A 12,990-nucleotide genomic window follows, 5' to 3' on the forward strand; every position below is an offset into this window, starting at 1 on the left:
CTCACAACATGCAGCAATTGCGTTTCCTCCAGACGAGGTAGCCAAAGTCCTCGCCCTTGACGGGAAACGACTTGCCGGTGTGGGGAATGATCGTCGTCGCGCCGATCGGCGCGCAGGCGTAGCGGCCCTTCACGGTGGAGACGGGATTGGTCATCTGCAGCCGGTATTGCTGCTTGCGCATCACCGGCATCAGGTACTTGTGGCACAGCGCCTTGGAGCCCATCGTACCCCAGGCGAGCGCCTGGCGGTGGACCTTGTAGAGCATGCGCTCCGCGACGAGCCGCGAGGCCTGGACCGGGCTGACATGTGCCGAGACATGGCCATTGAGGGGATACATCGAGCCGTTGCAGCCCGCGCACCAGAACATCTGGTCGATCGGCAGTTTCGCGGTCGAAGCGACACAGTCGGCGGCGCATGCTGCGGTGGCGAGTGGGTTGGCGAAGAGCGCGACCTCGGGATTGAGGATCGAGGTCAGCGCCGAATCCTGCCAGAGCGGGTCGAGCTCGGTCACATAGGCGACATCGAAGGTGGTCTGCTCGAAGCAGAGGAAGTCGGTGAGGATCTCCATCCAGTAGAGCAGCGGGTAGATGTAGTAGTGGGCCTGCCACTGCGACGAGTTCTGGGTCTTGCCGCCGATCTGGCTGCGCCCCTGGACATGGCCGTTGCCGATATCGAAGCCAGGGCTGAGCCCGATTCCGCCGAGGTTGGGGAAACACCAGGCCTTGTTGGTGACATCGACGAGCCGCACCGGCTCCCAGAAGCCTACCGAGATGCCAATGCGCGGGATCGGCGAGCCGCAGGCGCACAGCGGAAATGTCGGGTTCTTCGGATCGGGGCGCGAGCCCTTCCAGATCGAAAGCCCGCCGATCGACAGCGGAAACAGGCACGACCAGCACACGTCGGTGATCGGATTGACGAACTTGCCGTGGCAGGTCGCCGACGCGCGGGCGGGTGCGGCGCCGAGCATGGCGAGCGCGAGCCCGGCGAGAGTGCCAAGCACCAGGCGGCGCAGCTGTTTCATGGCTCCCCTCCCCGGTTATGGCTCTCGTCGGCGCGGGCTTTGGCGCGGAAATAGACGACTCCGACGATCGGCGCCGTCACCAGGAGCAGCAGCGCCGGAAGCGCACCGACAGGTCCGAACAGGGTGACGCTGGCCGTGTTGAGGGGAGCTGCAATGGCGAGGCCCATGCACAGCAGGACCAAGGCCCGGCGCAGCCTCTTGAGGCGCGGCGTCTCGGGCGCGGCCATCGGGGTCAGCAGGAATGCGAGCAGCGGATGCCTCATGACGCGCGGCCTTTGGAAGCAAGCGGCACTTCGCTGACCTTGAGCGCCTTGACGCCGCTCGAAACTGCGGCGCCTGTGACCACGGCGGGGGTATGGCGGATGCCGAATTTTGCGGTCAGCTGCCCGCCCTGGTCGAACCAGAATCGGCGCTGGTAGGGCTTCATCGCATCGAAGGGCGAGCCGGCGACGAAGATGACCTTGGCGCGCGGGGCGCTGTAGGTCCTGACCGCCCAGTCGATCTGGGCGGCATCGGTGCCGTCGACAAAGACCAGGTCCTGGCCAAGCGCCACATGATCAAGCGGGTTCACCCGGGTGCCGCGCGGCGCAATCAAATTGCCCTTGGCATCGACAATGTCATCCTCGAGCACCAAAGAAGGGTCGTAGAGCCATTCGCGCCGCGCAGTCGCGGGCGTGAGCCCCTCGACCGGTTTGGGGCGGCGCACGCTGGCAACCGCCTGCTCACGCATCTGGTTCTGCAGCCGCTCGATCCCGCCATTGGCTTCGAGGGTCCTTAGCCGCGTCTCGATCGTCGCCAGCAGGTCGGTCTCGATGATCGGGAAAGTCTCGCCCATCTGTCCGTGGTCTGCGGCGCGGACCGCCGAGACGACCGGCCATCCGGCAAGCGCGGCAAGGCCGAGCGCGAGGGCAAGGCGGGGCCGCCGCTTCACAGCAGCGCATCCCCGGTGCCGACGATCCGGTCGGCGCAGACGAAGCCGATTGCGGCATAACGGCTGTCGAACCCGTCGGGATGCGCAGTGCCGAGATAGTAGCAGCGCGCAGGGATCGGCCCGGTCGGACCGGGCGCCAGCGTCTCGCCGCGTTTGGTCAGGGGTTTGAGCGTCGCGACCGTCTCGCCGTTGACCTTGACCCTGTTGCCCTCGCGCGTCACCACATCGCCCGGCACGCCCAGCGCGCGCTTGGCAAAGGGCGCCGGGCTTTTGCCGAAATGCGCGGTGATGAGCGCGCTCTTCGGCGGGTTGAACACGACAAAATCGCCGCGCTCGGGCAGCCGTCCCTTGTCGATGAAGAAGGCCCAGTTGGGAAGCGACTCGGTGGTGTTGATGAGCACCGCGTGCTCGTCGCGCCATTGGGAAAGCGCCGAGCTGGCGGCAAAACCGGCGCCGAGCACGCCGATCGCGAGCCAGCGCGCGCGTTGGCCGAGCTTCGCGGGCGCGGCCGGAGCGGAAGGCTCAGTTGCCGGGGGCATGGAGCGGGTTTCCGGTGGGAACATTGGCGGCGGTCGGGGGCGTCGCGATCGCCGCGCGCATCGCCCCCATGACATCGCCCGCATTGGCCGCGGTCGGCTGCGGCATCTTGACCCGCGCATAGACCTCGCGGCGCAGCTCGGCGGTAATGTCGGGAACTTCACCCGCGAGCACAGCCTCGCCGACCAGCACGATCTGTCCGGCCTGCCCGCGTGCTGCAAGGTTGCGCTGGATCTCGGCCATGAAGGCCCTGGTCTCCGACGTGACCTGCTCGGGCGGGGTTGCCGAACGCGCCTGCGCCTGGACATATTCGCCGACAAGCCCGGCGAGCTGGACCTTGGCCATCGGCGGCAGGTCGCCGGCAGCGAGCACGTTCTTGGTCACCCAGGCGCCCCAAAGCCCTGCGGCAACGAGCCCGCCGACAAGCGCGACCGGCATCCAGCCCAATTTGCGGGCGTTCGCCGGGCGCGGGGCGACTGGCGCGTTCCCGCCCGGCCGCTCGCCCGCTTCCTCGAACAGCGGCCCATCGCCGCTCGGCGCCTTAGACCTGGCCATCGGCAGTCTCCTTGCTGTGGGGGAAGAGATCGCGAAGCGCGTGGCGGCGCAGCACGCCGGCCACGAGGAAAAGCACTCCGCTGGCGATCCAGAATTGCGCTTCGAATGCCGCGCGGCGCTCTGGGTCCGCCGCGACATAGCGCGCCGCGAAATTTTCGAGGTGGAGCAAGGCTCCTGCGAACGTGAACTCGCCGAGCATCACGAAGAACAGCACCCAGAGCGCGGCGACGAGCGCCACTGAGGTCGCAAGCCAGCCTGCAAGCCGCAGCGCGGCATAGCAGGCATCTGCCCATTGAAAGGTTGGGGCCGGACCGGCCGAAGGGACCGCAGCGCTCATTCGGCTGCCTCCCCGAATTCGTCGGCGTGGAAGTCGGGCGCGCCGGGCTCGGGCGGAACGAAGTCGGGAAAAGCGACGCGCTCAATCGCATCGGGGAGCGCCAAGCCGGCGCGCACTTTCTCCTCGATCTCGGAGAAGACTCTCGGGCTCGAGGAATAGAGCGTTGCCGAATAGGGATCGAGCACGAGCCGGCCGACGCAGAGCGTCTCGGGCCCCTTGATCAGGACATCGGAATATTCAGTGCCGTTGCGCTTCAGCGAGCGCAGCAGGGTCTCGGTGTAGCGATCCATCTCGAAACGCTGGTGCTTGGCGAGATCGTTGATCGTCTCCTCCTTCTGCTGGAGCACGACCGACCAGTCCGAGTTCTCGAGCGCGGCCAGGGACCCTTCGGACTTGTAGAAGTCATTCAGGGACTGCGTCGCGGTGATGAGCGAGCCGCCATACTTGCGGCAGGTGCGGGCATAGGTCTCGATTGCCTGGCCCATCTGCCCGCCGCCCAAGAGCTGCCAGGCCTCGTCGATCATGGTGAGCTTGGGCACCGAGCGCGTCGAGATCGCGCATGACCCGGAGGGTCAGGAACATCAGCGCGGTCAGCGCGACCGAGCGCAGTTCGGGCTTCGAGGAAAGATCCGAGAGCTCGAACACGGTAAGCCCGGCCGAGAGGTCGATCGAGCAAGCGCCGGCAAAGAACCGGCCATAGGTGCCGCCGGTGAGGAACGGCGCCATGGCGTCGGCGAGATCGCCGGCGAAGGGCGATGGCGCCGAGCGCAGCGCTGCCGCGACATCGTCGATCGTGCCGCCGCGCTGTTTCTCGCGCCAGACCGCGCTCACCGCCGAATCTATGAGCCCGCGCTCGGTGTCGGAGAGGCGGTCCTGCTGGCGCGCCATCTGCCCGACGATGGCTTTGAGCATTGCGAGGCATTCGACCTCGTAGTCTTCGCCATCCTCGTCGCTGGTCAATGCGGCGGCATCGATCATGTCGAAGGGATTGAGCGAGAAGCCCGAGGAGAGCTTGAACTCAACGAAAGCCCCGCCGAAGGCTTTCGCCATGTGCTCGAACGAGCGCCCGTCGTCGATGACGATGACCTTGGCACCGGCCCCGGACATCGCGGCACAGACGTCCTGCAGGAACACGGATTTCCCCGAGCCCGACTTGCCGAAGACCGCGACGTTGTGGTTGCCTGCCTGGTTCTGGAACGGCGACCAGAAGAAGGGTTGCCCGCGCCGGCCGATGAGGAGCACGTGCGGGATCGGGCCGCCCATATGCTCGCCCTGCAAGGGAGCAATCGAAGCGGCGGTCGTCGTCAGCATGGTCTTGAAGCGCTTCATGCGCCTCAGGTCCGCGGTCAGCCCGTTCGGGAACGAGAGCGGCATGGCAGCGAGCAGCCCCATGACCTGGAGGTAGCGCTCGTCGATGAGGTCCCAGCCTGCCGCCTTGTAGACCGATTTGACGAGCCGCTCGTTGATGTCGCCTTTGCCGAGCGGCGAGAGCGCGCCGACCCCGTAATAGACCTGGGCAAGCTTGCGGCCCTCGCGGATCTGGCCCTGGACATATTGCCACTCGTCGCGCTGCTCGGAGAGCTGGGGGAGGAAGCGTGCCGAGCGGCTGTCGGCAAGGCTGGTGGTGCGCATGACCTTGAGGCCGGTGCGCGAGGCTACTGCCTCATCGTCCTGGAAGACGAGGCCCATGATGGTCATGACGTTGCAGCCAAAGCGCAGCTTGTCGTTGACCATGTCACCGATGATTTTCTGGACGTCCCAAGGTGCCCATTGCTTGGGCAGGTGCCTGACCGCGAAGAAGCGCCAGTCGAAGGCGTCGGGGACGACTTCGCCGATCACCGGCGCGCCATCGACTTTCTCACCGGTGGGACGGAAGCGTTCGGTCTTGAGCACGATCCGGTCAGGCGTGACCTGGGTCTCGAGATCGCGCCTAATGCACTGGACATTGATCGGATCGAGTTCGGAATAGTGCTCTGGCCGGTCGGCATTGTCGACCGAGGGGCAGAGGAAGTCGTCGAGGAAGGCGATGAGCTCGACCGGGCCCATCTCGCGCGCCGGGATCGAGAGCGCCTGTAATGTGCCCTTGAGGCTTTCGCGCAGCGTGGAAAGCGTGTCGGCACCAATCGGCCCGCTGAGCCTTGCACCGACCGAGAGGATGATGCGGGTGTTTCGCACGAAGAACGGCGCATCGCGCGAGATCGACATCCAGGCCCCGCGCCTGAGCCAGCGCGCGCGGTGCGCGGCGGCCCGGCCATAGACCCCCTTGGCGACGACGCGCGGCATGACCCAGTCGGCGATCCGTTCACCCACCGAGGGGCTCTGCCAGTGGATCAGCTGGATTTCGCAGCCTGCCGGCACTGCGTCAGAGAGAAACTGGGTCAGGATCTCGCCGCTGCGCTCATCCGCTCCCATCATCGGGGCGAGTTCGAGAATGAAACCCAGGGACTCGGTGTTGATGAACAGGCCCGATTTGGCGTCGTAGCTGCGGTAGGGCAGCCAGTTCGCCAGCATCGGCGCGCCCAGCAGCGGCCGATCGGCCTCGGGCCGCGCGCTTTCGCCGAAGAGAAGGTCGAGAAAGCTCTCCCAGAAGCCGCGCCGCGCCATTGGTCTATTCCTCGATCTTGCCAGAGAAGCTTGCGGGCGGGTTGGTGACGAGCGGCGCGGAAGCAGCGGGGATCTGCAGTGTGGCTTGCGGTGCGGGCTGCGACTCGGACCCCGGCTTGGGTGCTGTGCTTTGTGCAGGCGAAGTCGTGGTTGGCAGGCCCTCCTTGGCGGTGGCGCCAAGGCGCGCTTCGACCTCAGCCCGGATCGCATCGACCGGCGTGCTCGCTGCGCGCGCCGCGCCCCCTGGTCCGGGCTTCTGCCACAAACCTTGGGGTCGGGCACCGCACCTGATGGTGCCAGGTTCTGGCTTGCTCCCAGTGCGACGGGACCAAGTTCCTTGCCCGCGTCGGGCAAGGGATCACGCGCAGCGCTCGGCTGCAGATTTGCCGGGGATGCGACTGCATCGGGCGCAATTCCGCCCAGCCCGTTCGCGCCGGAAAGCTGCATCCAGCCTCCCGCATCGGCAACGGTATGGACGACGCGCGGCTCGTGGAAATTACCGGCACCGTCGACATAGGAGGGAAAGACCACCTTGAGCACGCGGCGCTCGCGGTGCGCGACCCCAGTGCTGGCGGCGGCGATCCTGCCGCTGCCGGTGGGAACAAGCCTGGCGCTCTTCCCCGAGGCCCGCGCCGGTGGCTGGAAGTAGGGCCCGGACGCCGGAAACCATCGGACGCGCATTCTGGATTACCGCAAGCGCCTGAATCGTCGATCACAGTGGAGGGTGCGCAGGTGCCGCCCGGCGCGCTGCAGGCAAAATTGCCCTTGATGTTGCCGCCCCACAGGCTGGTGCAGGCGGCAAGCTGGGTCGCCGCCAGCCCGATCGCGGCGACACCCGCCGCGCGGGTAAGCCTCGAATGCGTCCCTTCCTTCTGCGACTTTCGGGCGAGGAGCGTTTCGATTTGCCCCGCGAGATTCCAGAGCGCCAGCCCGGCCGGGAGCGTCAGGCTGCCTGGCGAAAGCGCGATATGCCCCGCTGAGCGTCGCCATGCGCGCTGGCGCAGGAGCGCCAGTTCGCGCGGGCTGAGCGCCCTGCCCTGATGCTCGCCGAAGGCCGCGACCAGCTCTCGCCAAAAGGGCGACTGCATCGGACTGGTCGACGTCCATGGTTTGGAACTCGGACCTGACCCCCGGAGCGGCGCAGGACCGCGCGCTTGAACACCGCCAATTGTGGACCAGTAAGCTCGGTCATGACCGTACGCCCTTGAGCCAGTTCTCGAGGAAAGCACGCGGCCGGTAGCCTTCGATCACTGCGCCGTCCGAGCGCACGATGACCGGCGTGCCCGCGATCCCGGCCTCACGCGCGAAGCGTTCGTTGGCATCGAGCGGCCCAGTATCGCAGGGCTTGCTGTCGGTTAATGGCCGCTCCAGCATAGGCCGCCTTGACTGCGCGGCGGCGATCACGCGCGCAGAACACCTGGTTGGCGAGATCACGGCTGCCGAGCACCGAGATCGGCCGCTCGATGACCCGCACGTTCATCGCCTCGAGCTCGGCCGAGAGCGCCCGGCAATAGCCGCAGCGAAAATCGCTGAAGACCGTGACGGTCTTGCCCGAAGGGTTGCCCCAGACGATGCCGCCAGCCTCGGGCAGTTGGTCGAGCGACATCGTCCGGGGGGACCCCTGCGCGCTTGCTTCGCGCGCAGGGGCCGTATTGATCCCGCGCGCAGAAGCCTGCGTGGTCTCAGCTTCTCGGCGGCTGCCTGCCGCGCCGCCAACCAGCAGGTCCGGGTTGACCTCGAGCAGGCGCACGGCGGTGAGGTCCTGGCGGGTCTGCATGTCGTAGACCCGCCCGATCATCAGGTAGCGCGCGGTCCGGTCGACGTAGAACAGCTGCGCACCCGCGGTCACTTCGCAGACCCCGTCCACCACCTGGCAATTGACACGGGATACAGCGGTGCGAGGCAGGCGTTCCTTGAGCAGGCCCGCGACCGCCACATCGGCCTCGGACGGCCGGAGCCGACCCTCCTCGGCATTGGCCCAGACTAGCGAGGCGCCGCTGCCGAGCGCCATCGCTGCCAGCGGCATGGCGAGCCTTTTCAGGCGTGATGGCCTCAACATGGCACCTTTCCAGACCTTCATCGTCACACTCCTCATCCGTTGATGAACACGCCCTCGAGGAAGACGATCTCGACATCGATCCCGGTCGGCATCTCGATCACGGGCTGGTACTGCTCGGCCCGCTCGATCAGGTATTTGGAGACCATGTCGGCCGAGGTCGCGACGCCTTCGCCGAGCCCGCCTTCGAGGATTTCGCCGGTTCCGAGCTTCTGACGCTGGCCGTTCACGTTGACATTGGCGCCTTGGAGCACCGAGCTGGTGTTCGCCGAAAAACCGCGCCCGAACCCGCCGGCGAGGCCCGCCAGGAAGGCCTGGCCGACGAGCGCGCCTTCGCGGCTGACCACGCGCCCCCGCACCCCGGTCTTGCCGCCAAAGGCGATGAAGCCTTTGACCTCGGAGACCGCGTAGCGCCCGCCCGGTTGCGGGCAGGTCATGCGCTGGAGCTTCACATAGACCTTCTCCGAGGAGAGGTCGGCGCGCGCCGCTCCGTTGACGAGACAACCGGCGATGTTGGTCGTGAGCAGCCGGCCCTTGTCATAGACCGAGCGGGCGGGGCCCGTGATGCGCAGCACGACAGGGAGCGGATCGGTCTGGCTCTGGACCCCGGCATTGGCATCGACGCCGACGATGACCTTGGCGACCGCGATCGAATTGGGCGGCAGGTAATTGGCGCTGTCGGTATAGACCGTATTGCCCTTGGCTACCGGCGTGCCGGTCCCGCTGGTCGCTCCCTCGCCGAAGGAGACGAGGCTGACCTCGCTGCCGCGCCCTATCGGAAGTCCGGCGGCGGAGGCTGCGGATTGGACCGCAGGCGTGTTTGGCATGCCGGCAAGGCGCGGCGCGCCCGCCACCTGGTAGCTCGGCGGACTGGTCCGCCCGTAGAGTCCGTTGGGTCCGGTACCCACCCCGACGCCGGGGCCGACCGGCGACTGCCGCGCGGCAGCTAGCGCTGCGCGCAGTTGCTCGTTCTCGCTCTGGTAGGCGGACAGTACGCGCTCGGTGTCGGGTGCAAGCCCGGCGCCTGCCTGCTGGGCGAGCTGAGCCTCGAGCTGGTCGGCGCGTTCGGCGCGCGCCGCAAGCGCGCGCATGTTGGTGTCCATCGACATCATCTGCGCTTCGGACTGGGCGCGCCACTCCTTCTCGGCCATGTTCTTGTTGACCATCTCGTCGACCGAGACGCCCTGCACTTGTTCCTCGAGTGCTTTGCTGCTTTTGCCCGGCTCCTCGTCGAAAATGTAGAGCGAACCCGCCACCAGCGCCGCCGCACCGGCAGAACCGAGCAGCAGCATCTGCTTACGCTTCACTGCTTCGTTGGTGGCCATGGCATCGCCGAGCGGCGAGCCGACTTCGCCCGTGTCGGCATCGAGCGCCTTGGGCTTTTTCTGGAAGAGCGTGCGCAGGTCCATCACCGGCCCCCTGTCTGCGTGTTGGCACTGGACTGGATGAGGTAGACGGCAGCTTCCTGTCCGGCGGCGAGTTCGCTCACCGGCGCCATGAAGGCGAGTGCGCCGCGCGCGGCCAGCATGTTCTCGTCGAGGCTTTGCGCCTGCCGCCCGGTGTTGCGCACGCGCAGGACCAGGCCTTTCATCTCGGCGCCGCGGTATTCGCCAACCTGCTGGACCTGGAGGCGGCCGACCATGACCGGCTCGAGCACATTGGAGCGCAGGTCGAAGCCGTCGATCGCCTCGCCCCGGTACATTGCCTGGGCAAGCCGCACGGCTGCATCCTCGGGCGAGCTTTGCACCTCCCAGTCGCGCGCGCGTTCGCTGGTCAGAGCGGCATTGGCGATGAACACCTGCTCGGCCTCGGTTCCGCGCACCTGGCAGACAAACTTGTAGACGAAGCCTTTGCGGGTCGTGCCGAAGAACGAGAGCGTTGCCCTCGGGAAGCCGTCGGGAACCGAAATGTAGATGTCGCCGCGCACCGGCTCGTTGACGATCTTGAAGTCTTCGGCGGGATTGCCGGTCGTGATCTTCGAGACCGAGGCGAACTGGTCGCCCGCCAGGCTGATGCGGGTGAGGTCTTTCGCCGAGGCGACGCACTGCACCGTGCCGTTGTCGGCAGCCATGACATTCTGGTCGGCAAGAGCGGGCGATGCGATGCTTAGCGCGACTGCGCTGATGGCGCACACCGACAGACTTTGCGCAAATGGCGCCATCATGCCTTCCCCTTCCCGGATGCCGCGTTTCCTGCCTCATCAGCCTTGGTGACCTGGCCGAACCCGGCGAGCTTCAGGCTCACGCCCGAATAGGACCACACGAAGCGGAAGGTGCGCGCCTCGGCGGTGACTTCCTTCGAGCCGACGACCGTGTGGAGGACGCCATTGACCTCGCTGGTCAGGCCATCGGGGTCGACGCTCAATTTTTCGATCGTGAAGTATTGCGAGACGTTCGAGCCGTTCTGTTCGCTGAAGACTTTCATGAGCTCGGCCTTCATCCGGCCGTGGGTTCTGGGATCGGTGATCTCAAGGATCGAATCCATCCAGTATTGGAGGTTGGACGGCGAACGGTTGAGCGTGAGCAGCGCCGCATCGCGGGTGACGAGCTCGAGATAGTCCTTGTCGATGTGCGACGAGGATAGCGTGAGCGGCCTTGCCAGGACCGGCTGCAGCACGACTTCGCGCTCGCGGCTTGCTGCCGTGAGCGTCAGGAGCACCGAGACCCCGAACAGCGCGGCGCAGCCGATCGCCAGCAGGTTGCGCTGCTTCAAGAGCCGCTGCGCCTGGGCATGGGAAATCGAGAGGTCCATATCAACCCGCCATCACGCGAAGGTGGGAGGGCGGCGTCGCTTTCAGGCCGATGAACGAGCCCGGCAGATACCAGTAGGCCGTGTGGATGATCCACGAAACCGCACGTCCCGCCTTCAACTTGCGCAATCCCCACCAGGCCAGCACGCTAGTTATGAGCCCAATCAGAATATGTTGAGACAGGACGCCCCAGGCAAAAGGCACGATCATCGCAATGAACTCATCGAGCGTCCAAAAGCCGATCAGTTCAGGATCATCGAGATGCGCCGGGACCGTGTATCGTTGCATGGCAGACACCACCCTCCAGGGGCCCAGCCAGGGTCGCTACCCTGTACCGGACAAACGAATTGTCAGATCGTCGCGGTGACCGCGGCGGTGACGATGGGAACGCCGGTGCCGGCGCCAACGCCAACGCCGACGGGGATCGCGACCTGGGCGAGGCTGAACCGGCCCGAGGCGAGGCCGACGATGCCGCCGGCGAGGCTGAGCACGGTGATGATCTTGCCGCCCGAGCCTTCGAGAAAGCCGGTGAAGGCGGTGAGCGCCGTGTTGAACGTGGTATCGGCACCGGCCATCGCGACTTCGCTGCCGAACGTGGCGGCCAGCGCCACGACCGCCGCGCCCTGGGCGAGACCCACGCCCTTCCCTTTGATGAACTGCTTCATTGCACTGATGTCCTTCTTCGAAACCGCCCACACCATCGCCGGGCAGGTCCAAAGAACAGGTGCGGGCTTCTGGTCGCAATTAAGGAAGGGTTTCTTCGGAACGGATAATCTTACCGATTGCCGGTGGATTGAGTCGGATGGCCTATTGCGTTTCCGATTCGGAAATTGGGAATGTCCATTGTGGCGTTCGTAAATTCCGGCGGCGCGATCACGACCGCCCAACGGGGCAATGGGCATTGCCCAAAGCGCAATCCGCGCCTGCGAATCAGCGCTGCAGACGCCCGACTCGCAAAATTAACGATTCTGGGTCATGATCGGTCGGACCATGGAACACCCGGCGCTCACTCAATGGCTAGCGGAACGCGCAATATCCGGATGCTCATAAGCCAGGACTGCTTTGCATTCCTGGCCAACGCCATGTGTGAATTTTCCAAGAAAACCGCCAGATTCCAGAGCCTGCGGGCCACTGTCCAGCATGCCTGTTCCAGCGCCAGTTCGATGGAGATCGCGCGCGCGGATCTGGATCGGTTCCTTGCCGAGTACCCGGTCGAAGGCAAGGTAAAGGTCTGGCTCGAGGTCGGCGCTGACTGGCTTGATGATTACGACACCTTCCGCCGAAAAGTGGCGCAGGTCGGCGGCAAACCGGTACAGGACAAGGCGGTGATCCCCTTCCTGATCCATCTGGCCCAAGTCCGCGGCGTCTTTTGATCCACCACGGATTATTCAAGCGGTACAGCAAGTTCCCATATTGACACTCTATGGCATCCCATAGACCAATTGGTTCAGGGAGGGACGAGCCATGCCGTACAGCACCGTGACACCCGAGACCGTATTTCGCGTAAGGCCAACCTCGCCAGCGGCCTCGGCCTTCAGCTTTGGAGAGCCTGCGCCTCGCCTTTCCGAGCAGGAGCAGTACAAGCGCCTGATCGATGCTGAAGCCGCGAAACAGGGACTGGCGCTGGCCCATCTCGCCGATCGCATCGGCGTGGCACGGCCGCGCCTCCACAAAATCGTCCGCAAGAATGTCATGCTCCGCGATGATTTGCGCGACCGGTTGTTCGAGGCCCTCGAGATTGACTGCGTGCGTGCCAAGTTCTGCGTCGCCTTCCTCCACGATCACATAGCCTACGATGACCCCGAGGTTTTCCTCATCTGCGAAGCGATGAAGGGGTTCTACTGCGAGATCATCACCCGCCGGCGCGGCGAGATCCAGGTGAGCCTGCGTCCGCCGATCATCCACGAGGCGCTCGGCCGGGCTTATGACATGCTTCTCTCCCATCAGGAACGGGTGATGGAACACGAACGGACTTTGCAGGCGTGATGTGCATCGAAGCATGCCATGCGCCCTGAGGCGATCGCTGCCTGGATGCAGCTTTATGCTGCCGTTGGCTTGCTGGCCGGGATATGCGCGGCTTGTGCCCTTCTTCGGACCATTATTGAATTGCGGTCAGGCCTCATCGACCTGCCCGCAGGGACGAGAAAGCAGAGAATTCTCTGGCATCCACGTTTGTGGCTTCGGTTTCAGCTCAGCTACT

13 protein-coding genes and 2 pseudogenes are annotated in these 12,990 nt (G+C 65.6%); 2 read left to right on the plus strand and 13 right to left on the minus strand.

The annotated features are described in order from the left end of the window. Position 1 precedes the first annotated feature (1 nt). From traU to IM701_RS20210, 13 genes and pseudogenes are all read right to left on the minus strand, one after another. Positions 2 to 1,021, minus strand: a complete 1,020-nt coding sequence (gene traU, locus IM701_RS20150) for a conjugal transfer pilus assembly protein TraU (RefSeq protein WP_193829025.1) — start codon at positions 1,019 to 1,021, stop codon at positions 2 to 4. Next, positions 1,018 to 1,284, minus strand: a complete 267-nt coding sequence (locus IM701_RS20155; RefSeq protein ID WP_193829026.1) for a hypothetical protein — start codon at positions 1,282 to 1,284, stop codon at positions 1,018 to 1,020. The genes traU and IM701_RS20155 overlap by 4 nt, the downstream gene beginning before the upstream one ends. Beyond that, positions 1,281 to 1,952, minus strand: a complete 672-nt coding sequence (traW, locus tag IM701_RS20160; protein WP_230487963.1) for a type-F conjugative transfer system protein TraW — start codon at positions 1,950 to 1,952, stop codon at positions 1,281 to 1,283. Before traW ends, IM701_RS20155 begins: the two co-directional genes overlap by 4 nt. Beyond that, positions 1,949 to 2,491, minus strand: a complete 543-nt coding sequence (locus IM701_RS20165; protein ID WP_193829027.1) for a S26 family signal peptidase — start codon at positions 2,489 to 2,491, stop codon at positions 1,949 to 1,951. The genes traW and IM701_RS20165 overlap by 4 nt, the downstream gene beginning before the upstream one ends. After that, on the minus strand, positions 2,475 to 3,044 hold the full coding sequence (locus IM701_RS20170) for a type-F conjugative transfer system protein TrbI (protein ID WP_193829028.1): 570 nt from the start codon (positions 3,042 to 3,044) through the stop codon (positions 2,475 to 2,477). The genes IM701_RS20165 and IM701_RS20170 overlap by 17 nt, the downstream gene beginning before the upstream one ends. Next, positions 3,031 to 3,381, minus strand: coding sequence for a hypothetical protein (locus IM701_RS20175; protein WP_193829029.1), 351 nt, complete (start codon positions 3,379 to 3,381; stop codon positions 3,031 to 3,033). The genes IM701_RS20170 and IM701_RS20175 overlap by 14 nt, the downstream gene beginning before the upstream one ends. Further along, a pseudogene (gene traC / locus IM701_RS20180) lies at positions 3,378 to 5,985 on the minus strand (type IV secretion system protein TraC). Before traC ends, IM701_RS20175 begins: the two are co-directional and overlap by 4 nt. Before the next feature lie 1,188 nt (positions 5,986 to 7,173). Continuing rightward, positions 7,174 to 8,065, minus strand: a pseudogene (locus IM701_RS20185) (DsbC family protein). Positions 8,066 to 8,076: 11 nt separating this feature from the next. Further along, the gene (locus IM701_RS20190; RefSeq protein WP_193829030.1) at positions 8,077 to 9,450 is read right to left on the minus strand and encodes a TrbI/VirB10 family protein; all 1,374 of its coding nucleotides are present in this window, start codon (positions 9,448 to 9,450) and stop codon (positions 8,077 to 8,079) included. Continuing rightward, positions 9,450 to 10,205 (minus strand): type-F conjugative transfer system secretin TraK, encoded by a 756-nt coding sequence (locus IM701_RS20195; protein WP_193829031.1) that lies wholly within the window; start codon positions 10,203 to 10,205, stop codon positions 9,450 to 9,452. The genes IM701_RS20190 and IM701_RS20195 overlap by 1 nt, the downstream gene beginning before the upstream one ends. Further along, entirely contained in the window at positions 10,202 to 10,792 is a 591-nt protein-coding gene (locus tag IM701_RS20200; protein WP_193829032.1) for a type IV conjugative transfer system protein TraE, read from the minus strand. The genes IM701_RS20195 and IM701_RS20200 overlap by 4 nt, the downstream gene beginning before the upstream one ends. A gap of 1 nt (position 10,793) precedes the next feature. Further along, entirely contained in the window at positions 10,794 to 11,078 is a 285-nt protein-coding gene (traL, locus tag IM701_RS20205) for a type IV conjugative transfer system protein TraL (protein ID WP_193829033.1), read from the minus strand. Positions 11,079 to 11,140: 62 nt separating this feature from the next. Then, a complete protein-coding gene (locus IM701_RS20210; RefSeq protein WP_193829034.1) occupies positions 11,141 to 11,455 on the minus strand; it encodes a hypothetical protein in 315 nt (104 codons plus the stop codon). 171 nt (positions 11,456 to 11,626) lie between these two features. Here IM701_RS20210 and IM701_RS20215 point away from each other — a divergent pair, with 171 nt between their 5' ends. Together IM701_RS20215 and IM701_RS20220 are read left to right on the plus strand one after the other, a co-directional pair. Beyond that, on the plus strand, positions 11,627 to 12,163 hold the full coding sequence (locus tag IM701_RS20215; RefSeq protein WP_230487964.1) for a hypothetical protein: 537 nt from the start codon (positions 11,627 to 11,629) through the stop codon (positions 12,161 to 12,163). Positions 12,164 to 12,254: 91 nt separating this feature from the next. Beyond that, entirely contained in the window at positions 12,255 to 12,776 is a 522-nt protein-coding gene (locus IM701_RS20220; protein WP_193829035.1) for a helix-turn-helix transcriptional regulator, read from the plus strand. Positions 12,777 to 12,990 lie beyond the last annotated feature (214 nt).

This window comes from Novosphingobium sp. ES2-1, from assembly GCF_015169775.1.
GTDB lineage: Bacteria > Pseudomonadota > Alphaproteobacteria > Sphingomonadales > Sphingomonadaceae > Novosphingobium > Novosphingobium subterraneum.

Excerpts from the sequence above, each read along its gene's own strand:
- traU (WP_193829025.1), bottom strand. The coding sequence starts at position 1,021 with ATGAAACAGCTGCGCCGCCTGGTGCTTGGCACTCTCGCCGGGCTCGCG.
- IM701_RS20155 (WP_193829026.1), bottom strand. The coding sequence starts at position 1,284 with ATGAGGCATCCGCTGCTCGCATTCCTGCTGACCCCGATGGCCGCGCCC.
- IM701_RS20165 (WP_193829027.1), bottom strand. The coding sequence starts at position 2,491 with ATGCCCCCGGCAACTGAGCCTTCCGCTCCGGCCGCGCCCGCGAAGCTC.
- IM701_RS20170 (WP_193829028.1), bottom strand. The coding sequence starts at position 3,044 with ATGGCCAGGTCTAAGGCGCCGAGCGGCGATGGGCCGCTGTTCGAGGAA.
- IM701_RS20175 (WP_193829029.1), bottom strand. The coding sequence starts at position 3,381 with ATGAGCGCTGCGGTCCCTTCGGCCGGTCCGGCCCCAACCTTTCAATGG.
- IM701_RS20190 (WP_193829030.1), bottom strand. The coding sequence starts at position 9,450 with ATGGACCTGCGCACGCTCTTCCAGAAAAAGCCCAAGGCGCTCGATGCC.
- IM701_RS20195 (WP_193829031.1), bottom strand. The coding sequence starts at position 10,205 with ATGATGGCGCCATTTGCGCAAAGTCTGTCGGTGTGCGCCATCAGCGCA.
- IM701_RS20200 (WP_193829032.1), bottom strand. The coding sequence starts at position 10,792 with ATGGACCTCTCGATTTCCCATGCCCAGGCGCAGCGGCTCTTGAAGCAG.
- traL (WP_193829033.1), bottom strand. The coding sequence starts at position 11,078 with ATGCAACGATACACGGTCCCGGCGCATCTCGATGATCCTGAACTGATC.
- IM701_RS20210 (WP_193829034.1), bottom strand. The coding sequence starts at position 11,455 with ATGAAGCAGTTCATCAAAGGGAAGGGCGTGGGTCTCGCCCAGGGCGCG.
- IM701_RS20215 (WP_230487964.1), top strand. The coding sequence starts at position 11,627 with ATGTCCATTGTGGCGTTCGTAAATTCCGGCGGCGCGATCACGACCGCC.
- IM701_RS20220 (WP_193829035.1), top strand. The coding sequence starts at position 12,255 with ATGCCGTACAGCACCGTGACACCCGAGACCGTATTTCGCGTAAGGCCA.